A 23,241-nucleotide genomic window follows, 5' to 3' on the forward strand; every position below is an offset into this window, starting at 1 on the left:
GACGGGCCCACGGGCACGACGAGCCACCCGGTGAAGGACACCAGCATCACCGCCGAGCCGGGCGAGCGCTTCACGATCACCGTCGGCCAGAACGCCTCCACCCGCGAGTACTGGTACCTGGTCGGCCCCGAGCCCGACAGCTCGGTGCTGGTCGGCCGCGGCCGCCACTACGCGTCGGACTCCGGCGACGAGCCGGTGGACGGCGCCGGGGGCCGGCTCACCTTCACCTTCGAGGCGAAGGGCAAGGGCACCACCCGATTCACGCTGCTGCACTGCACGTTCTCCACCTGCCAGGGCAACACCGCCACCCGGCCCCCCGCCACCACCGGACCCTCCGCCACCCCGGCCACGGGGACGGCCACCCCGTCCCAGGCCCCCGAGCGCATCACCTACACCGTCACCGTCGGCTGAGCGGCGGCGGACCAGGCAGATGAGACGAGACACCCGAGGCCAAGCCATGAACGACGACGCCCCGCACCCGCCGGACCGCACGGACGACGAGCTGGCCCGACTCGACATCACCGTCCTGCTGCGTTACGGCCTCACCGCCGGAGCCGGCGCCCGGCGCACCGCCCTGTTCGGGGACGGCGCCGCGGCCGCGGCCGTCGTCCTCGACCGCCTGGGCACCGAGCCGCGCTCGGTCGCCTTCCTCGCCGACACCGTGCGCGCCGGCGGACTCGCCCGCGCGGCGGAGCTGCCCGAGCCCCTGCCCCGCCGGGAGGCGGCCGACCTCGTGCGGGAATGGCTGCGGGCCGGCGCCGAGCTCATGGGCGGGCTCGCCGCCGACGACACCGCGGCCACCTGGCTGCGCGCCGTCGCGACCGTCATCGAGCTGAGGCAGCTGACCCGGGCGCGCGGCGGGAGCGCGTGAACCGGCCTCAGGGACGGGCGAACCCGGTAGCCGTTCATGCCGGGGAGCATGATGTCGAGGACGATCAGGTCGTACTCCTGCTCGCGGGCCAAGTGGAGCCCGCCGACGTCACGGCCTGCTCGACGCACCGAAGACGACGGTGCAGAAGGGGCACAAATGCCCGCCGACCGGGCGTGGTGCACGGTGCGTTCCCTCCGCCCGGCGGACCATGGGTCCTGTCCTGCCGGCTCGGCCGACTCCAACGGTGAGCGCGGGTGCTCCGCCCGCGCGACCCTTCCACGAGGAGAGTGCCCCATGGCGTTCCATCCGCTGGAGCGGCACGGCCTTTTGCTGGACCGCCGGCTTCGCGATCGGCGTCTGCCGGCCGTGCACGAGACCGCGGAGGAGAAGGTCGTCCACCCTTTCGCCCGCCGCGCGCTGTCGGGCGGCGGGAAGGTGGCTGAGGACCGGCTCGCCGAGGATTGCCCGGCACCGCGACCTGGCGGAGGGCACTGGAACCGCTGTTTGTCCGTCACCGGTGGGGGGACCCTCCGCCCATGAGCGAGAAGCCAGGTGGTCGCCGTATGGGCCAGAACCGGATGCTGCGGCTGCTGGACGCCTTGGAGCGTGACTCCAGGGCGGACGCGGTGATCGACGCGCTGACCAGAGGAGTACGGGCCCTGCCGCTCGGCCGCGCCAGGGACGCACTGCATGGCAGGTGGCTCGGCCATCCCGTGCACCCCTTGATGGTGCAGGTACCGATCGGGAGCTGGATGTCCGCAGCGGTGCTCGACCTGCGCCCCGGCCGCTCCCGGGAGGCCGCCCTCCTCGTGAGCGTCGGACTGGCGGCGGCCGGACCCGCCGCGCTGGCGGGCGCCGTCGACTGGGCCGAGCTGCACAGTGAGCAGAGGCGGGTCGGGCTCGCGCACGCCGTGGCCAACGCGGCGGCCGTGGCCCTGTACGGCGCCTCGCTCGTGTGCCGTGTCACCGGGCGGGCCGGAGCGGGGCGGGCGACGGGTTTCCTCGGGCTGACCGCTGTCGGTCTGGGAGGGATGCTGGGCGGTCACATGGCGTACCGGCAGGCTTCCGGCGCCAATCACGCCGAGGAGGTGCCGCACGTCGTCGGTGCGGGCTGGCATCGGATCGGCGCCGTCGAGGAGTTCCCCGTAGGCCGGCCCGCGCGGCGGACCGTGGACGACGTGCCGGTGCTGGTGGTGCGCGAACCGGACGGGAGCTTCCACGCGTTGGCCGAGCGGTGCAGTCATCTGGCGGGGCCGCTGTCCGAAGGCAGCGTCGCCGACGGGTGTGTCCGGTGCCCCTGGCACGGGAGTGTCTTCCGGCTCTCGGACGGCTGGAACGTCCGGGGACCCGCCACCGCCCCCCAGCCCGCCTTCGACACCCGCGTCGTCGACGGGTACGTGGAGGTCGGCCTGCGCCGACAGGGCCCGACGACGCCCGGGCCGGCCGGCCACGAGGCGGCCGAGGCGGCGATGGGGACGGAAAGAGGCGGGGATCATGGGCACAGCGCCTGACGGCCGTTTCGTGGAACGTCTGAGGCGAGGGCTGCGACGCACCGAGCGCGCGTACTCGGCGGGGCAGGAGCGCCCGCTGCGTGGTTACACAGCGGCCATGGCGGCCTTCGGCGCGTACACCGCCGCCTGGACGACAGCGGTGAGGATTCGCGGGCGCCCGCTGCCGGACCGGCCCGTGCCCTGGGACGTGGCGCTGACCGCCGTGGCGACCTTCCGGCTCAGCCGGCTGCTGAGCAAGGCGTCGGTGACGAGTCCGCTGAGGGCCCCCTTCACCACGTTCCACGGTTCGCAGGGGCCGGCGGAGCTGCATGAGGAGGCACGGAACGAGGATGGCAAGGACACGATCGGCGAGCTGGTCACCTGTCCGTTCTGCATGAGTGTATGGGTCGTCTCGTCCCTCACCGCCGGACAGCTGCTCTGGCCGCGCGCCACCCGCACCGCCATGGGTGCGCTCGCCGCCTTGGCCGGCGCGGACGCGCTGCAGCTGACGTACAGCGCCCTGGTGGACAGGACCACCGGTGAGTGACCTCTCCCCACGCGCGCTCCGGGGCGGAGTCGCCGCGCGGCGGCCGCCGCCGGAGCGGTACGACGGCCAGGGTGTGAGAGCGAGCACGCCCAGGGCGTAGCCGTGTTCGTCGATCACGGGAGACACATCCAGCGTCCGGATCCGCATGGCGGCCTCCGCCTCGCCGACGATCGACGTGGCCGAGGTGGGTCGCGTGGGAGAGCCGTGAGTCTGGGGAGGACCGGCACGCCGATGTACAGTGAAGGCCGCCCTTGACCTGCACACAGCAGGCAGGGAGCCGTCTTCCGGGAGTCCGACATGCTGCGCACCATGTTCAAGTCCAAGATCCACCGCGCCACCGTCACCCAGGCCGACCTGCACTACGTCGGATCCGTGACCATCGACGCGGATCTGCTGGACGCCGCCGATCTGCTGCCCGGTGAGCTCGTGCACATCGTGGACATCACCAACGGGGCCCGCCTGGAGACCTACGTCATCGAGGGGGAGCGCGGGTCCGGGGTCGTCGGGATCAACGGGGCGGCCGCCCACCTCGTGCACCCCGGGGACCTGGTGATCATCATCAGCTACGCTCAGGTGACCGACGCCGAGGCGCGGGAACTGAAGCCGCGGGTGGTGCACGTGGACGGCGACAACCGGATCGTCGAACTCGGCGCCGACCCGTCCGCGCCGGTGCCCGGCTCGGACCAGCAGCGCAGCCCGCAGGCCGTCCCGGCCTGACCGGGGACGACGACCAGGAGCGTGCGTACCCATGAGTGACATCGAGATCCGCGACGACCGCGCCGAGGGCCGGCTCGAGGCCGTCGGTGACGGTGAAGTCGTCGGTCACATCGAGTACTTCGTCCTCGAGTCGCCGGCGCGCGCCCTGGTCCCCGTGCACACCATCGTCGAACCGGCCCACGAGGGCAAGGGCATCGCGGGCTCGCTGGCCCGCGAGCTGTACGCCGTCGCCGAACGCGAGGGCGTCCCCGTCGCCCCGCTGTGCCCGTACGTCGTGAAGTGGGCCGAGCGCCACCCCGAGACCGCCCCGCCGGCCGACCCGGAACTGCTCGCCGCCGCGAAGGACTGGCTGCGGGCCCACCCTGGGCGCTTCTGAGCCCGGCGTGCTCGCGCTTCTGCACACCTCACCCGTGCACGTCCCGGTCTTCGACGCCCTGCGGGACGCCCACCACCCGGGCCTGGAGCTGCGGCACTTCGTCGACGAGGGGCTGCTGGAGCGGGCCCGGCGGGACGGACCCGAGGCGGTGGGCGACGACGTGAACCGCGCCCTCGGCCGCGCCGTGGACGCCGGGGCGCGGGCGGTGCTGTGCACCTGTTCCACCATCGGCGCCGTCGCGGAGGCCCGGTCGGCCGCGGCCGGTGTCCCGGTGCTGCGGGTCGACCGGCCCATGGCGGCCGCCGCCGTGGCAGCGGGACCGCGCGTCACCGTCCTCGCCGCCCTGCGCAGCACCCTCGGCCCCACCGCGGAGCTCGTCGAGGAGGAGGCCGCCGGGCCGGCGCCCCCGTCTCCGTCCGCACCGTGCTGGTCGACGGCGCCTGGGACAGTTTCACGGCAGGAGCCACCGAGGCGTACCTGCGGCGGATCGCGGCCGCCGCCGACGCGGCCACCGCCACCGACGTGATCGTCCTCGCCCAGGCCTCCATGGCCCCGGCCCAGGATCTGACCTCGACACCGGTCCCGGTGCTGTCCAGCCCCAGGCCGGGCCTGTCCGCCGCCGCGGCGGCGGCACGGGGCGGCTGAGCACGGGGCTCCGCCGGGGCTGTGGTCGTCGCCGGCTGCGCTGCGGGTCCACTGAGCGCGCGGCTTCCGCCGGACTGCGGCTGTGGGAGCCGTGGTGCGGGACCGCTGGGCCCGATCCACCGCCCCCACCCGGGCGTAGCCCGTGCCGCCGTCGGGTGAGTGGCCGAGCGGCGCTCGGGTAGGCGGGGGAGTAGTCCAGAGGCGACGACGTACAGCGACCGCCGGAGGCCAGCCATGACGAGCCCGCACCCCGACCCCGTACCGCCCGGCCCGACCCCGGGACCGGGTCCCACCCCGCCGGATCCCTACCCGAGTCCGGTCCCGCCCCCCGCGCCCGGGCCCGAACCGACACCGCCGGGTCCCGGACCCGAGCCCACGCCGCCGCCGGCGCCCCCGGCCCCCGGCCCGCCGGAGCCCTCGCCGTCCCCGATCCCGCCGGGTCCGGAGCCCACCCCCGACCCGGAGCCCGGCCCGCCCCTCACCGCCTGAACCCGAAGACGCGAGGAGGGGAACGGCGGCACCGCCGTCCCCCTCCTCGCGACGGGCGTGAACGCTACGCCCCGACCTCCGACCGGTCCCCGCCCCACAGCGTGTGGAACGAGCCGTCCCGGTCGACCCGCCGGTAGGTGTGCGCCCCGAAGAAGTCCCGTTGCCCCTGCGTCAGGGCCGCCGGCAGGCGCTCGGCGCGCAGCGCGTCGTAGTAGGCCAGCGCCGCCGCGAAGCCGGGCGTCGGCACGCCCTGCCGGGTGGCCGCGATGATCACCTCGCGCCAGTCGTCCTGCGCCGCGGCGATCTCCTGCGCGAAGGTCTCGTCCGACAGCAGGCTCGGCAGGTCGGGGCGGGCGTCGTACGCGGCGCGGATGCGGTCCAGGAAGGCCGCGCGGATGATGCAGCCGCCGCGCCAGATCGCCGAGACCGCGCCGAGGTCGATGTCCCAGTCGTACTCCTCGCTGCCCGCCGCGATCTCGTGGAAGCCCTGCGTGTACGACACGATCTTGGACGCGTACAGCGCCTGCTCCACCCGGTCCGCGAAGGCGGCGGCCTCCGCCTCGCCGAGCGGCGAGGGCTTCGGCCCGGCCAGGCCCTGGGACGCCTCGCGCAGCGCCGCGTGGCCGGACAGGGACCGGGCGAACACCGCCTCGGCGATGCCCGACACCGGCACGCCGAGATCGAGGGCGATCTGCACGGTCCAGCGGCCGGTGCCCTTCTGCTCGGCCTGGTCCACGACCACGTCCACGAACGGCTTGCCGGTGGCCTCGTCCACGTGGGACAGCACCTCGGCCGTGATCTCGATCAGGTAGGAGTCCAGCCGCCCGGTGTTCCAGGTGCGGAAGATCTCCGCGATCTGAGCGGGGGAGTATCCGGCGACGTCGCGCAGGAGCTGGTAGGCCTCGCCGATGAGCTGCATGTCGGCGTACTCGATGCCGTTGTGCACCATCTTCACGAAGTGGCCGGCGCCGTCGGGGCCGACGTGCGTGACACAGGGCGACCCGTCCTTCGCCTTCGCGGAGATCTTCTCCAGCATCGGGCCGAGGGAGTCGTAGGACTCCCTCGGGCCGCCCGGCATGATGCTCGGCCCGTTCAGCGCGCCCTCCTCGCCACCCGAGACGCCCATGCCCACGAAGTGGATGCCCTGCTCGCGCAGCGCCTTCTCGCGGCGGCGGGTGTCCGCGAAGTGCGCGTTGCCACCGTCGATGATCATGTCACCGGGTTCCAGCAGCGGCGCGAACTCCTCGATCACCGCGTCCGTCGGCTCGCCGGCCTTGACCATCACGACCAGCCGGCGCGGGCGCTCCAGAGCCGCCACGAACTCCTTCGCGGTCTCGGCCGCGACGAAGTCGCCCTCGTCCCCGAACTCCTCCACCAGCGCGTGCGTCCGCGACGCCGTACGGTTGTGCACGGCGACCGTGTAGCCGTTGCGCGCGAAGTTCCGGGCGAGATTGCGGCCCATGACCGCGAGCCCGGTGACGCCGATCTGCGCTGAAGTGCTCATACCGCCTGCTCCCTAGCTGCCTCGTGACTACGGCTCCGTCGTGCGGACCCTCGCCCATCCTGACGTGCCGCTACGGCGAGCGCACATCCGACCCGCCACGCTTGTTTACGCGCGGAACGCCGCGGTCGGCTCACCGTGGCCGGCGATGTCGTCCAAGGAGGGTCCGTTCCCGGCCACTTGAGGCGGACAGGAGGCCGATTTCCCGTCTTGTCATGGCCTGTTCGCGGCGCTTACTTTTGCCGCTCCTGACGCATGCCGAGGGGATTTCGGACATGGCCGTACGCGGCCGGCATCGCCGGTACCAGCCGAACAGGATCAACCGCGCCTCGCTCACCGTCACGGCGGGCGGTGCCGGACTCGCGATCCCGCTGGTCGCCGCGGGTACCGCGGACGCGGCCGACGCGGCCACCTGGAACAAGGTCGCCGCCTGCGAGTCCAGCGGGAACTGGCACGTCAACACCGGCAACGGCTACTACGGCGGGCTGCAGTTCACCCAGTCCACCTGGGAGGCCTACGGCGGGGCCCGGTACGCGCCGCGCGCCGACCTCGCCACCCGGGACCAGCAGATCGCCGTCGCCGAACACGTCCTCGACGGCCAGGGGCCCGGCGCCTGGCCGGCGTGCTCGGTGCGGGCCGGGCTGCACGAGGGCGGAGCGGCCCCCGGGGTGCACACGGACGGCGCCGCGAGCCGCCCGGCGAAGTCCGGGCCGGCCCGGGACACGCGGGACGTCCGGGACGTGAAGCCGCAGACGACGCCGCAGTCCCGCGCGGGCCGGGCCGAGATGTACACGGTGGTGCGCGGCGACACCCTGTCCGGCATCGCGGACGAGCAGCACGTCCGGGGCGGCTGGCGGCAGCTCTACGAGGGCAACCGCGCCGTCATCGGCTCCGACCCCGACCTGATCCTGCCGGGCCAGCGGCTCGGCCTGCGGGGCGCCGCCTCACCGGCGTCCGGTACACGGCCGCACACCGGCACCGCACCCACGCCGGAGTCCAGGTCGAAGCCGCGGCCACCGGAGAAGTCCGAGGAGAAGTCCTCGAAGAAGAAGGAGCCTTCGAGGAAGAGACCCGCGGAGAAGAAGCCCGGCGGGCAACGGGAGCAACCGGCCGGCTCCCGGCACACGGAGCACAAGACCTCGCGGCACCACGCTCCGGCCGGGGGGCACGCGCTCGTCGCCCCGGTGCACGCCGGCATCGGCACCGGCTACCACGTGGCCGGGTCGCACTGGTCCAAGGGCTATCACACCGGCGTCGACTTCCTGGTGCCGACCGGCACCAGCGTCGAGGCGGCGGGGGCCGGGCAGGTGGTCTCCGCGGGCTGGGGCGGCTCCTACGGCTACCAGGTGGTCATCCGGCACGCGGGCGGGCACTACACCCAGTACGCCCATCTGTCGGCGATCTCCGTGCGGGCCGGGCAGAGCGTCGCCACCGGGCAGCGCATCGGCCGGTCGGGATCCACCGGGAACGTCACGGGCCCGCATCTGCACTTCGAGGTGCGGACCGGGCCCGGCTTCGGCTCCGACATCGACCCGATCGCCTTTCTCCGGGCCGGCGGGGTCAGGATCTGACCCGCGGGCGGTAGGCGTTCAGGACCGGCAGCGGGGCGTAGATGCTCGCGCACAGCGGGACGTACGGCGTGTCGTCGAAGGCGGGGCCCTCGGGCACCCGTACGTCCGCCAGCGCCGCCGGCGTCAAGTCGCCCTGCGCCGGGACCGCGTGAGCGTGGTCCACGGGAGCGTGGTCCACGAGAGCCGGGTCCTCCGGTGCCGGAGCCGGCTGCCGCGCAGGCTCCTCGTCCGGGTCCGTTCCCGCCGGCCCGGCGCCGGCCGCGGCCGGGGTGTGCTCCAGCCGCTCCGTGGTGAGCAGGATCAGGCCGCCCGCGGCCACCACCGCGCAGCCGAGCGCCAGCACGGTGCCGGCGCCGCCGTGGCGGAACGTCTCACCGAACATCAGGATGCCGACCGCGGCGGCCAGCACCGGATTCACCACGGTCGCCGTGGCCAGCGGCGCGGCGAGCCCGCCGCCCCGGTAGGAGGCCTGGGAGAGCACGACGCCGGCGGTCGCGAACGCCCCGATCACCGCAAGGGACGGCAGATCGCCGAGGACGATCCCGTCGCTCCAGTCGACCGCGACGGTCTTGGTGAACACCGACGACATGCCGAACGCCGTCCCGGAGGCGGCCGCGAGCACCACGCTGCGCACGGCGGGGTGCCGGTGCACGGCCAGGCCCGCGCACGCCAGCGCAGCGACCGCCCCGCCGGTGACCAGGGCGACGGCCACCCGCTGGGCGGAGGCGAGGGACTGCGCGTCGGCCGAACCGACCAGGGACAGCAGGCCCGCGAGGCCCACCGTCGCCATGACCGCGCCGCGCCAGGCGGCCGCCCCGGCCCTGCGGCCGACGAACAGCGCCGCCATGGGCAGGGCGAAGACGATGGTCAGCGCGCCCAGCGGCTGCACCAGGCTGAGCGGGCCGCAGGCCAGCGCCACGACGTGCAGCAGGCCCCCGAGGCCGTTCAGCGCCAGCGCCGCCCACCAGCCGGCCCGGCGCAGCGGCACGTACGAGCCGTCGGGGCACGAGACCGCGACCTGCTCCTGCACGATGGCCCCGCCCGCGTAGGCGACGGCGGAGACGAACGACAGCAGCACGGACAGCGCGAGGGCGCTCATCTGCGGCTCCTTCGCGCGGGGCGGGCCCCCTGGGCCCGGCGCGGCGTACGGTCGGCGGTCATGGCGAACACTCTGCCCGCCCGGGCCCGTCCCCGTCGTCGTACCTGAGCACGCAATGGGTCCTACTGCCGATGGAGTACACCACCGCCCCGATCATCCCCAGGACGGGTGTGAACGGGGACCGGACCCGGGCTCCGCGACGGCGCGGGGGACTGGTAGTAGTGCTGTCCGTGGACCTCGACGCCGATCTCGCCGCCCTCCGCCCGCTGGGCGGCTTCTTCGTCCTGCGCACCCACGCGGACTCGACGGGACCGGTGCCGGCAGGCCTCGCGACCCTCGCGGAGACGTACGCGGCGCGGGCTCCCGGGGCTCGGCGCGACGCGCTGGCGCTCCGGGTCGAGACCGTCGCCGCCCGGCTGCGCGCCCCTGAGCCGCGGGTCTCCGCCTCCATCGGCCAGCAGGGCCTCGCCGCCCGGCTGTGGTCCGTGGCCCTGGCCTGTGCCGCGCTGTACGGCAGGCTGCCCGGCCTGGACCCGCGGCACCTGCGCTGGGACCCCGTCGCCACCGCCCCCGACGACCTGTGGCTGACCGAGGTGCGCCCGCTGCCCGGGGACGCCGCCGCGCTCGCGGACACCGTGCTGCACGGCCATCTGGAACCCCTAGGGGAGGCCCTGAGGGCCCGTTGGGGGATCGCGGCCGGGCTGCTGCGCGGCAACGCCGGCTCGGCGCTGGCCGGCGCGGCCCGGGAACTGGACCGCTGGGCCCGCGCCCACGGCCGCGCCGACGTGGCGGAGCGGGCCCGCGCCCTCACCGGCGAGCTCTTCGCCCACCCGCTGCTGCGCGGCACCGGCACCCGGACGGCGACGGCCTTCCGCCGCCGCAGCTGCTGCCTGTACTACCGGGTGCCCGGCGGCGGGGTCTGCGGCGACTGCTGCTTCAGCCTGCCGCCGGGCTCTTCCCCGCGCGCCGTATCTGGGTGACCATGAAGGGCACCGTACGGACGAGGCCAGGGGGTTGACGGGTGCGAGTGGGACTGCTGACCCGGGAGTACCCCCCGGACGTGTACGGCGGCGCGGGCGTCCATGTGGAGTTCCTGGCCCGTGAGCTGTCCGCGCTGGTCGACCTCGAGGTGCACTGCTGGGGCGAGGGCCGGGGCGTGGGCGTCGTACGGCACCGCCCCTGGTCCGCGCTCGACGGCGCCAACGACGCGCTGCGCACCTTCTCCGTGGACCTCTCCATCGCCGCCGCCCTGGAGGGCCGCGAACTCGTCCACTCCCACACCTGGTACGCCAATCTCGCCGGGCACCTCGCCAAGCTCCAGTACGGCGTCCCGCACGTGGTCACCGCCCACTCGCTGGAGCCCCTGCGTCCCTGGAAGGCCGAGCAACTGGGCGGCGGTTACGCCCTGTCGAGCTGGACGGAGCGCACCGCGCTGGAGGCCGCCGACGCGGTGATCGCCGTCTCCGGGGCCATGCGCGAGGACATCCTCGCCTGCTACCCGGCGCTCGACCCGGCCCGGGTGCACATCGTGCACAACGGCATCGACACCGCCCTGTACCGCCCGGACCACGGCATCGACGCCCTGCTCCGGCACGGCGTCGACCCCACCCGCCCGTACGTCCTGTTCGTCGGCCGGATCACCCGCCAGAAGGGCGTGCCCCATCTGCTGCGCGCGGTACGGAACATCGACCCCGGCACCCAGGTGGTGCTGTGCGCGGGCGCGCCCGACACCCCGGAGATCGACCGCGAGTTCCGCGACCTGTACGAGGAGCTGAGCCGGGTCCGGGCGGGCGTGCTCTGGATCCCGCAGATGCTGCCGCGCCCCGAGGTCATCCAGCTCCTCACCCGGGCCGCCGTGTTCGTCTGCCCCTCGGTGTACGAACCGCTCGGCATCGTCAACCTGGAGGCGATGGCCTGCGGAACGCCGGTGGTGGCCTCCCGGGTCGGCGGCATCCCGGAGGTCGTGGACGACGGCCGCACCGGCCTGCTGGTCGACGTGGACGACGACTTCGAGGCGAACCTCGCCCGGGCGCTGGACACCGTGCTCGGCGACCCGGAGGCCGCGGGGCGCATGGGCGAGGCCGGACGGCTGCGCGCGGTGGGCGAGTTCGGGTGGGACGCGGTGGCCCGGCGGACCGCCGGACTCTACGAGGAGATCCTCAAGCAGGCTTAGTCCGGCCCGCTCGGGGCATCCATGGTGGAACCAGGGGTGAGGGGAGCCGTCATGCGTCGTGGTGGGCCTTCGGTACTAGGTATCGTGCTGGCGGGCGGGGAGGGCAAACGGCTGATGCCGCTCACCGCCGACCGCGCCAAACCGGCGGTCACCTTCGGCGGGACCTACCGGCTCGTCGACTTCGTCCTGTCCAACCTCGTCAACGCCGACGTGCTGCGCATCTGCGTGCTGACGCAGTACAAGTCGCACTCGCTGGACCGGCACATCACCACCACCTGGCGGATGTCCAGCCTGCTCGGCAACTACGTCACGCCGGTCCCCGCCCAGCAGCGGCTCGGCCCGCGCTGGTACCTGGGCAGCGCCGACGCGATCCTGCAGTCGCTGAACCTCGTGTACGACGAACAGCCCGAGTACGTCGCCGTGTTCGGCGCCGACCACGTCTACCGGATGGACCCGCGGCAGATGCTCCGCCAGCACATCGAGGGCGGCGCGGGCGTGACGGTGGCCGGCATCCGGGTGCCGCGCTCCGAGTCCTCCTCCTTCGGGGTGATCAGACCGGGCTCGGACGGCCGCACGGTGGAGCGCTTCCTGGAGAAGCCGGCCGATCCTCCCGGCCTCGCGGACGACCCCGAGTGCGTGTTCGCCTCCATGGGCAACTACGTCTTCACCACCAAGGCCCTCATCGAGGCGCTGCAACGGGACGCCGAGGACAGCCAGTCCGTGCACGACATGGGCGGCTCGATCCTGCCCCAGCTCACCGCCCGCGGCGAGGCGCAGCTCTACGACTTCAGCGAGAACCACGTACCCGGCGAGACCACCCGGGACCAGGGCTACTGGCGGGACGTCGGAACCCTCGACGCCTACTACGAGGCGCACATGGACCTGATAGCCGAGCGCCCCGCCTTCAACCTGTACAACCGGCAGTGGCCCATCTACACCCACTCGGGCCAGCTCTCCCCGGCGCGCTTCAACGCGGGCGGCATCGCGAGCGAGTCCATCATCAGCGCCGGCTGCCTGATCCGCGGCCAGGTCACCCGCTCCGTGCTGTCGCCGGGGGTGCGCGTCGACCCGGGAGCGGTCGTCCAGGGCTCGGTGCTGCACGACAACGTGCGCATCGGCCGGGGCGCGGTGGTGCGCGGCGCCGTCCTCGACAAGAACGTCGAGGTCCCGCCCGGCGCGACGATCGGGGTCAATCCCGAGCGGGACGCCGAGTTGTACACCGTCTCCAAGGGCGGCGTGATCGCCCTGGGCAAGGGGCAGCGGGTCGACTGACCGACACCCCGTCAGAACACTTGTTCGCGCGACGCGTTCAGCGTCACCCTCCCGGAATGCCCGGGTTCGCCTCGTTCGCCCGCCACGATGCAGGCAACGATGTCGAACCATCGGAGGTCATCCGACATGAGAGGGACCCGGCGCACACGGCTGTGCCTGGCCGGGGTGATGGCAGCGTCCGCGCTGATCGCCACCCCCGCCGCACGCGCCGCCGAGCGGACCGACGGCCACCTCACCGACCTGGTCAACCCCTTCATCGGGACCCAGGACGAGGGCAACACCTTCCCCGGCGCGGCCGTGCCCTTCGGCATGGTGCAGCTCTCCCCGGACACCGGGCACAACACCGGCTACGACTACACGCAGAACCGCGTCCGCGGCTTCTCACTGGTCCACCTGTCCGGCGTCGGCTGCCGGATCGGCGGCGACCTGCCCGTGCTGCCCACCACCGGCGCCGTCACGCAGACGGACTACGCCAAGTACGCCGCGGGGTTCCGGCACGCCGACGAGGAGGCGAGCCCCGGCTACTACCGCGTCGGCCTCGACTCCGGCATCCGCGCCGAACTCACCGCGACCGCGCGCACCGGCGTGCAGCGCTACACCTTCCCCGCCACCGGCCGGGCCAACGTCCTGCTGAACGCCGCCCAGGCGCTGCACCGGCCGGGCGGCAGCAAGGTCGAGATCCTCGACGACCGCACCGTGCGCACGGAGATCACCGGCCACGGGTTCTGCCGGGACACCGGCCCCTACACCGTCCACACCATCACCCGCTTCAGCCGTCCGTTCACCGCGCACGGCACCTGGGACGGGCCGAAGGTCACCGACGGCGCGCGCACCGGCGGCGGCGGCGCCTACGTCACCTTCGACACGGCGCGGGACCGCACCGTCGAGGCGACCACCGCCCTGTCCTACGTCGACGCCGCCGGAGCCGCGGCCAATCTGCGGGCAGAGGGCGGCCGGTCCTTCGACGCCGTGCGGCGGCTGGCCCGCGAGGAGTGGGAGCGGCGGCTCGGCACCGTTCGCGTGCGGGGCGGCGCCCCCACCCTGCGCCGCACCTTCTACTCCTCGCTGTACCGCTCGTTCCTCGCGCCGAACGTCGGCGGCGACGCCGACGGCCGCTACCTCGGCTGGGACCGCCGCGTCCACCGAGCGCGGGGCTTCACCTACTACCAGAACTGGTCCCTGTGGGACACCTACCGCACGCAGGCCCAGCTCCTCGCCCTGCTCGCGCCCCGCGAGGCCCGGGACATGGCCCGGTCGGTGGTGCAGGTCGACGAGGACGGCGGCTGGCTGCCCAAGTGGGGCTACGGGCCGGTCGAGACGAACGTCATGAGCGGCGACCCGGTCACCCCGTTCCTGACCACCGCGTACCAGATGGGCCTGCTCAAGGGTTTCGAGGAGCGGGCCTACCGGGCGCTCAGGAAGAACGCCGACGGCGTGCCGCCGGCCGGCTACCCGGGCATCGGCCGGGAGGCCAACGCCGAGTACATCGCCCAGGGGTTCGCGCCCTACGTCTGGAACCGCCCGCTCGCCAAGATGGGCGACTCCGACTACCACCACGGCGCCTCCGTCACCCTGGAGTACGCCCTCGCCGACGCCGTGCTCGCCCAGATGGCCCGCGGCCTCGGACACCGCGCTGACGCCGACCGCTACGCCGCCCGCGCCCGGAACTACCGGACCGTCTTCGACCCGGCGACCGGCTTCTTCCGCCCCCGCGACGCCTCCGGCGCCTTCACCGGCACGCCCGACCCGGCCCGCGCCCCCGGCTTCCACGAGGGCACGGCCTGGCAGTACCAGTGGCTGGTCCCGCACGACCTGCCCGGCGTGGTCCGACTGATCGGCGGCGAGCGGGCGGCCAACGACCGCCTGGACGCCTTCTTCGCCTACGACCGGCTGCTGGCCGACCCCGGCCGCACCGCCCGCGAGGTGTGGGTGCACGGCGACGCGTACGCGTACTACAACGCCGACAAGTACAACCCGATGAACGAGCCCGACCTCATCGCCCCCTACACGTACCTGGCCACCGGCCAGCCGTGGAAGACCACGGACGTGGTGCACGCGGCGCTGACCCTGTTCACCGACGGGCCCACCGGCATGACCGGCAACGACGACCTCGGCACCATGTCCGCCTGGAACGTGCTGTCCTCCATCGGGCTCTTCCCGATCCAGCCCGGTTACGACACCTGGGGCCTGTCCACCCCGGTGTTCGACCGGGTCGACCTCGCACTGGACCGCCGCTACTGGCCCGGCGGCCGGCTCACCGTCACCGCCCCCGGCACCTCGGCCGCCGCGCGCTACATCCAGGGCGTCCGCACGGACGGGGCGCCGCACGCGCGGACGTATCTGCGCACGGCCGCGCTGCGCTCCCTGCGCACGCTCGCGTTCACGGTCGGCCCGCGCCCGTCGGAGTGGGGTACGGCGTCCTCGGCCGCTCCCCCCGTCCTGCGATGACCTCGGCCGACCTCGGACGTCTCGGGAGTCCCGCCCTTCTCACAGGGGCAGGACGTAATACGCCGTTAACTGTCCGTAGCACGATCGTACTTGACCGTAATCGCCTCTCGGGGATTGACTTCTGGTTCACCCCCGTCGTCGACGTGCGAGGCAAGCCTTGACCTCCGACCCGCTCGCTCCCCTCGACCTCGCCTTCTGGAACATCGAGTCCGAACGGCACCCGATGCACCTGGGCGCGCTCGGCGTGTTCGGCGCGCACTCGCCCACCGCGGGCGCGCACGCCGCCGACCTGCTGGCCGCCCGCGCCGCCGCCGTGCCGGGCCTGCGCATGCGCATCCGGGACACCTGGCAGCCGCTCGCGTTCGGCGGCGCCACCCGCGAACCCGTCCCGGACTTCGACCCGCTGGACCACGTACGCCTGCACGCGCCGACCGCCGACTTCCACGCGGTCGCGGGCCGGCTGATGGAACGGCCGCTGGAGCGCGACCGCCCGCCGTGGGAGGCGCACGTGCTGCCCGGCGAGGACGGCGTCTCCTTCGCCGTGCTGTTCAAGTTCCACCACGCCCTCGCCGACGGGCTGCGCGCGCTGAAGCTGGCCGCCGGCGTGCTCGACCCGGTCGACCTGCCCGAGCGCGCCCCGCGCCCCGTCGAGCCGCCGCGCGGCCCGCTCTCCTACGTCCTGTCCGACGTGCGCCGGCTGCCCGGCATGATGCCCGGCCTGGTCCGGGACGCGCTGTCCGACGTGGGCCGGGCCCTGGACATCGGCGCCTCGCTCGCCCGGTCCACCCTCGGCATGCGCCCCTCGTCCGCGCTGACGTCCGAGCCCAGCGGCACCCGCCGCACGGCCGGGGTGGTCCTCGACATCGACGACGTGCACCGGGTCCGCAAGAGCGCCGGCGGCACCGTCAACGACGTGCTCATCGCCGTCGTCGCCGGAGCGCTGCGCCGCTGGCTGGACGCGCGCGGCGAGGACACCGGGAACGTGGCGCCGCGCGCCCTCATCCCGGTCTCCCGGCGCCGTCCGCGCACCGCGCACCCACAGGGCAACCGGCTCTCCGGGTACCTGATACGGCTTCCGGTGGACGACCCCGATCCGCTGCGCCGGCTCGACGCCGTCCGCACGGCGATGGTCCGCAACAAGGACGCGGGGCCGAACCGGGGCGCCGGCGCGGTCGCGCTGCTCGCCGACCACGTACCGGCCCTCGGCCACCGGCTCGCCGGACCGCTGGTCGGCCAGGCCGCGCGGCTCTGGTTCGACATCCTGGTCACGAGCGTGCCGCTGCCGGGGCTCGGGCTGCGGCTGGGCGGTCACGAGCTGACGGAGGTGTATCCGCTGGCCCCGCTCGCGCCGGGGCAGTCGCTGGCGGTCGCGATCTCCACGTACCGGGGTCATGTGCACTACGGCCTGGTCGCGGACGCCCGGGCCGTGCCCGACCTGGACGTGTTCGCCCGCGCGGTGTCGGAGGAGGTGCGGGACCTGCTCACCGTCTGCGACGCCTGAGGACCGGCCCTGCGGCCCCGCCCCGGCCCGGCCCGCCTGCCCGGCGGACCGGGGCGGAGCCGTGCCCGGGCCGGCCGCCGACCGGGCGGGCGATGGACGTCGCCGCAGCTCAGCGCGGTGGGGCGGTGGGCGGGGGCCGGGTCCGGGGGAGCGGTTTGGCCGAAGGGTGCACCGCTACGTAAAATTCCCCGTTCGAAAGCGGGCGCGAGTCGGAGCGCTGCGCGGGTGATCAGGGAAGCGGCAGCGCGATGACGGTGACAGAGGACGGTTCCGTGCCCATGGAGGCAGCCATGGCCGTCCCCACGGACGCAACCGTGGAAGAGGTGGTCCACGGACCCGGTATCGACCCCGAGCGGCTCGCCGTCTGCCTGAGCGTGCTCGATGAGCTCGACCGGCTCGACGTCGACCACCCCGACGCGATCGCGGTGCGCCGCGCCACCTCGCACATCTACCGTACGGTCAAGCAGCGCCGCCGCCAGGAGCGCCGCGCCGCCAAGACCGCGCACGACCGTGCCGTCACCGAGGCCACCGCCACGGGGTCCGCCGAGCGCATCGACGACGAGACCGAGGGCATCCTGCCCTCGTCCAAGACCGGCGAGGGCCGGATCGCCGGCATCCTCCAGCGCCCCCGCTCCTGCTACGTCTGCAAGCAGCGGTACGTCGAGGTCGACTACTTCTACCACCAGCTCTGCCAGAAGTGCGCCGACGAGAACCGGGCCAAGCGGGACGCCCGCGCCGACCTCACCGGCAAGCGCGCCCTGCTCACCGGCGGCCGTGCCAAGATCGGCATGTACATCGCGCTCCGGCTGCTGCGGGACGGCGCGCACACGACCGTCACCACCCGCTTCCCCAAGGACGCCATCCGCCGCTTCAAGGCGATGGAGGACTCGGCGGACTGGCTGCACCGGCTGGAGGTCGTCGGCATCGACCTGCGCGACCCGGCGCAGGCAGTGGCCCTGGCCGAGCAGGTCGCCGAGGCCGGCCCGCTCGACATCCTGATCAACAACGCCACGCAGACCGTGCGCCGGCTGCCCTCCGCGTACGCCGCCCTGGTGGACGGCGAGAGCGCGCCGCTGCCCGCCGGTGAACTGCCCTCCCACCACGTCATCGGAGCCTTCAACTCCGGCGCCGTCGACGGGATAGCCGCGCTGCCCGTCGGCACCAGCGGCCTGGACGCGCAGAAGGTCGCGGACCTCGCCCTCGTCGCGGGCAACGCCAGCGTCGCACGGCACCTCGACGGCACGGCCATCGACGCGGGCGGCCTCGTCCCGGACGTGGTCGACTCCAACACCTGGGTGCAGACCATCGAGCAGATCTCCCCGGTGGAGCTGCTCGAGACCCAGCTCTGCAACTACACGGCGCCGTTCATCCTCATCAGCAAGCTGCGCCCGGCCATGGCGGAGGCCGCGCGACGGGCCGGCCGCGGGCGTGCCTACGTGGTGAACGTCTCCGCGATGGAGGGCGTCTTCAGCCGCGGCTACAAGGGCGCCGGACACCCGAACACCAACGCCGCGAAGGCGGCCATGAACATGGTGACGCGGACCAGCGCCCAGGAGATGTTCGACACGGACGGCATCCTCATGACCGCCGTCGACACCGGCTGGATCACCGACGAGCGTCCGCACTTCGAGAAGCTGCGGCTGGCCGAGGAGGGCTTCCACGCGCCCCTCGACCTGGTCGACGGCGCGGCCCGTGTATACGACCCGATCGTGCGCGGCGAGGCGGGCGAGGACCTGTACGGCGTCTTCATGAAGGACTACGCGCCCGGCAAGTGGTGAGTCCGAGGCCCCGGTGACCGAAGAAGCCCACTCGGATTCGAAGGCGTGTTCGCCTGATGAGCCGAGTGGGTGATTCGTTTGGGTCGACGAGTGATGCGCTTTGTGGCAGATAGCCGCATATTGAGAGGCATTGGGGGGTCGGACGACTCCCGATAGTTACACCTTGTTTGCACTCCCTATCGAGCGGCTGTCCGCTCATTTGGTTAATCTGGAGGACGCGGACAGCAGTACCGGGTCCCACCCACACCCATCGTCCGTACCGGCGCCACCGCGTCCGAACTGGCCTTCCATCCAGACCCGAGCGGGCACGAGTGCCGGAGCGCAGCTGTGCGGTATGCCCCGAGGGTGAGCCCGACACATAAGGAGTGCGCGGTGACACCGGAGAAGACGAATCTCGACGAACGCCCCACGGAACGCGGCGAGCGCGCCGGCCGGCGGCACGGAGAACTCGGCAGCCTCGACGTGTGGGCCCGGTCCGCGCCCATCCGCCTCGCCGGGTACGAGGAGGACCTCGCCGAACCCCACATCCTGCCCAGCGTGGACTGACCGCCGGGCCGATCAGGTCGTCACGGGTACGGGCGTGACAGGCACACGCCCATACCGATCCGAGGAGCCGGCCGCCGGCCGGCTCCTCGCGCGACCGCCTCAGGCCCCGTCCGCCGGGTCCGGCAGCGGCGCGGTCCGGGACCACGGGCGCAGTGTCTCCAGCTCCTGCGCCAGCGCCAGCAGATCCGCCTCCCGGCCCGGCAGCGCCACGAGCTGAACGGCGCAGGGCGCGCCCGAGGGCAGGACGCCGAAGGGGACCGACATCGCCGGCCAGCCGGTCAGGTTCCACGGCGGGGTGAAGGGCGAGTAGGCGGTGTTCGCCAGGATGTTGCGCAGCCAGCCGCGCTCGTGCCAGGGTGCCGCCTCGGGGGAGCGGCGGGCGAGGGCCGGGGTCAGCAGCACGTCGTGCTCGGTGAGGAACGGGGTGAGCCGGGCGCGCAGGCGTTCCCGCTGGTCCCCGGAGCGGACCGACCGGACGAAGCGGCGGCCCACCGCCGCGTGCACCCGGGTCCGCCGGGCCAGCAGCGCCGGGTCCAGACCCTCCGCGTCCACCGCCGTGCCCGCCGTCCAGTGCCGCAGCGAGGTCACGCCGAGGGAGAGCGGATACGGCGGCTCCGCGCGCCGGAGCCGGTGCCCGGCCCCCGCCAGCGCCCCGGCCGCCTCCCGGACCGCGGTCGTGTACGGCCTGCTGACGCTCACCCCGGCGAGCGGGCTGCGCAGCGCGACGGCGACGCGGAGCGGCTTGCGCTCCGCGCGTCCCGGGAAACCGGTGTCCGCGAGCACCGAGAGCATCAGCCGCAGATCCCCGACCGTGGTGGCCAGCGGCCCGTTCTCCGACATGCCGAACCAGTCGCCGTTGCCGATCCCGGCCGGCACCACCCCGTGCCCCGGCTTCAGCGTGACCAGCCCGCAGTTGGCCGCCGGGATGCGCAGCGAGCCCATGCCGTCGTTGCCGAGCGCCAGCGGCACCAGGCCCGCGGCCACCGCCGCCGCGCTGCCACCGGAGGAGCCGCCCGCCGTACGGGAGAGGTCCCAGGGGTTGCGGGCGGTGCCGTGGACGCCCTCCGTGGTGCCGAAGACGCACAGCTCGGGCACGTTCGTCAGGCCCACGACCACGGCGCCGGCCGCCCGCAGCCGGGCCACCGTCACATGGTCCTCGGCGGCCGGTTCGTCCGGCGTGGCGGCGGAGCCGTTGCGGTGCGACTCGCCGCGCACCGCCAGGTTGTCCTTGACCGCCACCGGCACCCCCGCGAGCGGCAGTCCGGCCAGGTCGGCCCGCGCCGCCACCTCGTCCGCCTCCGCGAGCGCCGCCTCGGCCCGCACGGTGCGGAAGGCCCCGATCCGGCCGTCGAGGCGCTCGATCCGGGCGAGGTGCTCCGCCACCACCTGCCGTGGCGTGACGTCCTTCTCGCGTACGGCCGCGGCGATGTCGGCGGCGGTCCGGCCGGCCCAGCTGGTCACGGGCACTCCCTGGCTACTCGTCGGTATAAATCAAGCGCGCAGGGAGAACTGTGCACGTTCGGGCGCGGCGCGTCGAGAGGGAGGAACCGGTCGCCGGTCGCGGCCGGCGGCACGCTCCACCGACGTGTCGTGGGTGCCACCGCCCCGGCCCGTGCCCGGAGCGCGCAGTTCCCGGCGGCTCAGGCCGGGGCAGCCGCCCCCGTACTGCCGCGGCCGGTGAGCCGGGGCACCGGCACCCCCACCGACCGTGCCGGCTCGCCGTCCAGCAGCGCCATCAGCTCCCGCGCCGCGGTCCGGCCGAACTCGGCGCTGTCGCGGGACAGGGCGGACAGCCGCGGTGTCACCATGCGGCACAGGGCCGAGTCCTCCCACGACACCACCGACACGTCCCGCGGGACGCGGAAGCCCAGCTCGGCCGCCGCGGCCAGACCCGCCACCGCCATCACGTCGTTGTCGTAGATCAGCGCGGTCGGGGGCGGCGATCCGCCGAGGACCCGGCGGGTCACCGCCGCGCCCTCCGCGTCGGAGTAGTCGGTGGTCAGCGAGCGGACCCCGGTGAGGCCGCGGCGCTCCGCCTCCGCGCGCAGGGTCGCGATCCGGCGCCGGGTGTGCGCCAGGCCGGGCAGCCCCGCGATGTGCACGATCCGGCGGTGCCCCAGCGCCGCCAGCTCCTCCACCACCGACGCCATCGCGCCCGCGTCGTCCGCCCAGACCGTGGACAGGCCGGGGTGCCGCACGTCGGGAGCGCCGCCGATGACCACGGCGGGCAGGCCGAGTTCGTCCAGGAGACCCGGACGCGGGTCCTCGGCGCGCGGGTCGACCACCAGGACGCCGTCCACCCGGTGCTCCGCCCACCAGCGCCGGTACACCGCGCACTCGTCGGCCGTGTCCGCGGCCACCTGGAAGAGCAGACCCAGGTGGCGCTCGGCCAGCACCTCCTGGATGCCGGAGACGAGATGCAGGAAGAAGGAGTCGACGCCGAGCGTGTCCGCGGGCCGGGCCAGCACGAAACCGACCGTGGCCGCCCCCTCGCCGGACAGGGCGCGGGCCGCGGTGCTGGGACGCCAGGCCAGTTGCTCGGCCACCCGGCGGACCCGGGCGCGGGTGGCCTCCGAGACCCCGGGGCGGCCGTTGAGGGCGAACGAGACGGCGCTCTCGGAGACTCCGGCGCGGCGCGCGATGTCCTTCATCGTCGGCCGGCGCGCGGGTGATCGCCTCTCCGGCAACACTGTGCCCCTTCCCGTGCGGGCCCGGAACCGGCCAACTGCTAATGCGCTTGAGTCCACTTACCCTAAAGCGCATTAGCGATCGGCGGCAATAGAGCGTAAGCGCCGCGCTGAACAGGGGATTTGAGCCACTAATGACTTTAGCGAGGTCGAATCCATTGACGCGTCCCACTGACGCTGTGCACAGTCTGGCCCGGCACCTTCTGCCACATCCCCCCTGCAAAGGAGCCCAGCCGCCGTGCGCATCTCCCGCAGCACCTTCGCCGCCGCCGCCGTCGCCCTCCTCCTGCCGCTGAGCGCGTGCGGCCCGGGCGGGGACGGAGGCGGCTCGACCGACGCCTCGGGCAAGGTGGAGGGCGACATCACCTTCCAGACCTGGAACCTGCGCGCCAACTTCAAGCCGTACTTCGAGGGCCTGATCGCGGACTTCGAGAAGCAGCACCCCGGCGCCCACGTGAAGTGGATCGACCAGCCCGCCGAGGGCTACGCCGACAAGATCAGCGCCGACGCCGCCGGCGGCACCCTGCCCGACGTCGTCAACGTCTCCCCGGACCTGGTCGCCCCGCTCGCCAAGGCCGGTCTCGCCCTCGACCTCGACAAGTCGGCGGGCAGGTACAGGTCCGAGTACCTGCCCGGGGCCTGGGCCGGCCACCGGGTGCCGGGCCTCGGCGGAACGTACGCCTTCCCCTGGTACCTGAACACCGGACCGCTCTTCTACAACAAGGCCCTGTTCCGGAAGGCCGGACTCGACCCCAGCGCACCGCCGAAGACGTACGGCGACCTCTTCAGCGACGCCCGGCGGATCGCCGACAGGACCGGCGGCAAGGTCGCCACACTCGCCAACGTGCCCACGATCGAGGACTTCGGCCGGTACGGCGTGCCGCTGATGAACAAGGAGGGGACCGGCTTCGCCTTCGACGACGCCAAGGGGGTCGAACTCCTCACCGAGTACAAGCGGCTCTACGACGCCAAGGCGCTCGACCCGCAGGCGCTCACCGCCACCCCGGAGTCCTCGGGCCGCAAGTTCCTCACCCAGGCCGTCGCCATGAACCCCGGCAGCGCCCTCGACCTCGGCAACTTCAAGAAGCAGGCGCCCGGCCTCTACCGGAACATCGGGATCACCGACCAGATCACCAGCACCGGGCACGCCAACATGTACGTGATGGGCGTGATGGTCAACTCCCGTACGAAGCACACCCCGGCCGCGGTCGCCTTCGCGCACTTCGTCACCGACGCGCGCAACCAGATGTCCTTCGCCAAGAAGGTCGCCATCTTCCCCAGCACCGCCGGCTCCCTCGACGACCCGTACTTCACCGAGCAGGACGGCACCGACGAGACCCGGGTGCGGGTCGCGGCCGCCAAGTCGCTGAAGACCGCCGTCAACTACACCCCGGTGCTGTTCAGCGAGCAGATGAAGACCGCGCTGCGCAACGAGGTCGCCAAGGCGCTCCAGGGCAAGGAGAGCCCCGCCGCGGCCCTCGACAACGCTGTCAGGGCCTGCGACCGGCTCCTGAAGCAGCAGGGCTGAGC

General features: G+C 73.7%; 19 protein-coding genes and 2 pseudogenes. 17 read left to right on the top strand and 4 right to left on the bottom strand.

Translation table 11 applies throughout. From position 1 onward, the window contains the following. Positions 1–30: 30 nt before the first annotated feature. The 8 genes and pseudogenes from ACFYU0_RS16200 to ACFYU0_RS16235 all read left to right on the top strand — a co-directional run bounded on the left by ACFYU0_RS16200 (position 31) and on the right by ACFYU0_RS16235 (position 4,646). Complete coding sequence (locus ACFYU0_RS16200) at positions 31–411, top strand: protease inhibitor I42 family protein (RefSeq protein ID WP_389301467.1); 381 nt, start codon at positions 31–33, stop codon at positions 409–411. A 46-nt stretch (positions 412–457) separates the two neighbouring features. Next, positions 458–871 carry a hypothetical protein gene (locus ACFYU0_RS16205; protein ID WP_389301469.1) on the top strand — a complete coding sequence of 138 codons (414 nt, stop codon included), beginning with the start codon at positions 458–460 and terminating at the stop codon, positions 869–871. A gap of 354 nt (positions 872–1,225) precedes the next feature. After that, positions 1,226–1,333: pseudogene (locus ACFYU0_RS16210) on the top strand (hemerythrin domain-containing protein); the annotation flags it as partial. 74 nt (positions 1,334–1,407) lie between these two features. Continuing rightward, positions 1,408–2,382 carry a Rieske 2Fe-2S domain-containing protein gene (locus tag ACFYU0_RS16215; RefSeq protein WP_389301472.1) on the top strand — a complete coding sequence of 325 codons (975 nt, stop codon included), beginning with the start codon at positions 1,408–1,410 and terminating at the stop codon, positions 2,380–2,382. Next, complete coding sequence (locus tag ACFYU0_RS16220; protein ID WP_389301475.1) at positions 2,366–2,908, top strand: DUF1360 domain-containing protein; 543 nt, start codon at positions 2,366–2,368, stop codon at positions 2,906–2,908. The genes ACFYU0_RS16215 and ACFYU0_RS16220 overlap by 17 nt, the downstream gene beginning before the upstream one ends. A 297-nt stretch (positions 2,909–3,205) precedes the next feature. Continuing rightward, positions 3,206–3,625: an aspartate 1-decarboxylase gene (gene panD / locus ACFYU0_RS16225; RefSeq protein ID WP_351668007.1), complete on the top strand. Its 420-nt coding sequence runs from the start codon at positions 3,206–3,208 to the stop codon at positions 3,623–3,625. 31 nt (positions 3,626–3,656) lie between these two features. Beyond that, on the top strand, positions 3,657–4,001 hold the full coding sequence (locus tag ACFYU0_RS16230) for a GNAT family N-acetyltransferase (protein WP_351668005.1): 345 nt from the start codon (positions 3,657–3,659) through the stop codon (positions 3,999–4,001). A gap of 7 nt (positions 4,002–4,008) precedes the next feature. Beyond that, positions 4,009–4,646 (top strand): annotated as a pseudogene (locus ACFYU0_RS16235) (aspartate/glutamate racemase family protein). Positions 4,647–5,199: 553 nt separating this feature from the next. On the opposite strand, the gene gndA reads toward ACFYU0_RS16235, so the two are convergent. Then, positions 5,200–6,639 carry an NADP-dependent phosphogluconate dehydrogenase gene (gene gndA, locus ACFYU0_RS16240; protein ID WP_389301479.1) on the bottom strand — a complete coding sequence of 480 codons (1,440 nt, stop codon included), beginning with the start codon at positions 6,637–6,639 and terminating at the stop codon, positions 5,200–5,202. Between the two features lie 272 nt (positions 6,640–6,911). Here gndA and ACFYU0_RS16245 point away from each other — a divergent pair, with 272 nt between their 5' ends. After that, positions 6,912–8,207: a transglycosylase family protein gene (locus tag ACFYU0_RS16245; protein ID WP_389301482.1), complete on the top strand. Its 1,296-nt coding sequence runs from the start codon at positions 6,912–6,914 to the stop codon at positions 8,205–8,207. On the opposite strand, the gene ACFYU0_RS16250 is transcribed toward ACFYU0_RS16245, so the two are convergent. Next, the gene (locus ACFYU0_RS16250; protein WP_389301484.1) at positions 8,197–9,306 is read right to left on the bottom strand and encodes a DMT family transporter; all 1,110 of its coding nucleotides are present in this window, start codon (positions 9,304–9,306) and stop codon (positions 8,197–8,199) included. The two genes, ACFYU0_RS16245 and ACFYU0_RS16250, sit on opposite strands and share 11 nt — an antisense overlap. 230 nt (positions 9,307–9,536) lie before the next feature. Between ACFYU0_RS16250 and ACFYU0_RS16255 the strand changes: the two genes are divergently transcribed. The 7 genes from ACFYU0_RS16255 to ACFYU0_RS16285 all read left to right on the top strand — a co-directional run bounded on the left by ACFYU0_RS16255 (position 9,537) and on the right by ACFYU0_RS16285 (position 19,024). Then, on the top strand, positions 9,537–10,286 hold the full coding sequence (locus ACFYU0_RS16255) for a (2Fe-2S)-binding protein (RefSeq protein ID WP_389301926.1): 750 nt from the start codon (positions 9,537–9,539) through the stop codon (positions 10,284–10,286). 41 nt (positions 10,287–10,327) lie between these two features. Then, entirely contained in the window at positions 10,328–11,479 is a 1,152-nt protein-coding gene (gene glgA, locus ACFYU0_RS16260; protein ID WP_389301487.1) for a glycogen synthase, read from the top strand. Positions 11,480–11,530: 51 nt separating this feature from the next. Further along, a complete protein-coding gene (gene glgC / locus ACFYU0_RS16265; protein WP_351667991.1) occupies positions 11,531–12,751 on the top strand; it encodes a glucose-1-phosphate adenylyltransferase in 1,221 nt (406 codons plus the stop codon). 126 nt (positions 12,752–12,877) lie between these two features. Next, a complete protein-coding gene (locus ACFYU0_RS16270; protein ID WP_389301491.1) occupies positions 12,878–15,199 on the top strand; it encodes a GH92 family glycosyl hydrolase in 2,322 nt (773 codons plus the stop codon). A gap of 157 nt (positions 15,200–15,356) precedes the next feature. Then, positions 15,357–16,700 (top strand): wax ester/triacylglycerol synthase family O-acyltransferase, encoded by a 1,344-nt coding sequence (locus tag ACFYU0_RS16275; protein ID WP_389301493.1) that lies wholly within the window; start codon positions 15,357–15,359, stop codon positions 16,698–16,700. A gap of 248 nt (positions 16,701–16,948) precedes the next feature. Next, complete coding sequence (locus tag ACFYU0_RS16280) at positions 16,949–18,478, top strand: SDR family NAD(P)-dependent oxidoreductase (protein ID WP_389301496.1); 1,530 nt, start codon at positions 16,949–16,951, stop codon at positions 18,476–18,478. Between the two features lie 372 nt (positions 18,479–18,850). Then, positions 18,851–19,024, top strand: a complete 174-nt coding sequence (locus ACFYU0_RS16285; RefSeq protein WP_351667983.1) for a hypothetical protein — start codon at positions 18,851–18,853, stop codon at positions 19,022–19,024. Between the two features lie 99 nt (positions 19,025–19,123). Here ACFYU0_RS16285 and ACFYU0_RS16290 read toward each other — a convergent pair whose 3' ends face one another. Together ACFYU0_RS16290 and ACFYU0_RS16295 are read right to left on the bottom strand one after the other, a co-directional pair. Continuing rightward, positions 19,124–20,485 carry an amidase family protein gene (locus ACFYU0_RS16290; protein WP_351667981.1) on the bottom strand — a complete coding sequence of 454 codons (1,362 nt, stop codon included), beginning with the start codon at positions 20,483–20,485 and terminating at the stop codon, positions 19,124–19,126. 179 nt (positions 20,486–20,664) lie between these two features. Continuing rightward, the gene (locus tag ACFYU0_RS16295; RefSeq protein WP_389301500.1) at positions 20,665–21,675 is read right to left on the bottom strand and encodes a LacI family DNA-binding transcriptional regulator; all 1,011 of its coding nucleotides are present in this window, start codon (positions 21,673–21,675) and stop codon (positions 20,665–20,667) included. Positions 21,676–21,949: 274 nt separating this feature from the next. Here ACFYU0_RS16295 and ACFYU0_RS16300 point away from each other — a divergent pair, with 274 nt between their 5' ends. Next, positions 21,950–23,239 carry an extracellular solute-binding protein gene (locus tag ACFYU0_RS16300; protein ID WP_351667977.1) on the top strand — a complete coding sequence of 430 codons (1,290 nt, stop codon included), beginning with the start codon at positions 21,950–21,952 and terminating at the stop codon, positions 23,237–23,239. Positions 23,240–23,241 lie beyond the last annotated feature (2 nt).

The organism is Streptomyces sp. NPDC003720 (assembly GCF_042875075.1).
In the GTDB taxonomy this organism is placed as follows: domain Bacteria; phylum Actinomycetota; class Actinomycetes; order Streptomycetales; family Streptomycetaceae; genus Streptomyces.

Excerpts from the sequence above, each read along its gene's own strand:
- ACFYU0_RS16205 (WP_389301469.1), top strand. The coding sequence starts at position 458 with ATGAACGACGACGCCCCGCACCCGCCGGACCGCACGGACGACGAGCTG.
- ACFYU0_RS16215 (WP_389301472.1), top strand. The coding sequence starts at position 1,408 with ATGAGCGAGAAGCCAGGTGGTCGCCGTATGGGCCAGAACCGGATGCTG.
- ACFYU0_RS16280 (WP_389301496.1), top strand. The coding sequence starts at position 16,949 with ATGACGGTGACAGAGGACGGTTCCGTGCCCATGGAGGCAGCCATGGCC.
- glgC (WP_351667991.1), top strand. The coding sequence starts at position 11,531 with ATGCGTCGTGGTGGGCCTTCGGTACTAGGTATCGTGCTGGCGGGCGGG.
- panD (WP_351668007.1), top strand. The coding sequence starts at position 3,206 with ATGCTGCGCACCATGTTCAAGTCCAAGATCCACCGCGCCACCGTCACC.
- ACFYU0_RS16230 (WP_351668005.1), top strand. The coding sequence starts at position 3,657 with ATGAGTGACATCGAGATCCGCGACGACCGCGCCGAGGGCCGGCTCGAG.
- ACFYU0_RS16270 (WP_389301491.1), top strand. The coding sequence starts at position 12,878 with ATGAGAGGGACCCGGCGCACACGGCTGTGCCTGGCCGGGGTGATGGCA.
- ACFYU0_RS16250 (WP_389301484.1), bottom strand. The coding sequence starts at position 9,306 with ATGAGCGCCCTCGCGCTGTCCGTGCTGCTGTCGTTCGTCTCCGCCGTC.
- gndA (WP_389301479.1), bottom strand. The coding sequence starts at position 6,639 with ATGAGCACTTCAGCGCAGATCGGCGTCACCGGGCTCGCGGTCATGGGC.
- ACFYU0_RS16295 (WP_389301500.1), bottom strand. The coding sequence starts at position 21,675 with ATGAAGGACATCGCGCGCCGCGCCGGAGTCTCCGAGAGCGCCGTCTCG.
- ACFYU0_RS16245 (WP_389301482.1), top strand. The coding sequence starts at position 6,912 with ATGGCCGTACGCGGCCGGCATCGCCGGTACCAGCCGAACAGGATCAAC.
- ACFYU0_RS16220 (WP_389301475.1), top strand. The coding sequence starts at position 2,366 with ATGGGCACAGCGCCTGACGGCCGTTTCGTGGAACGTCTGAGGCGAGGG.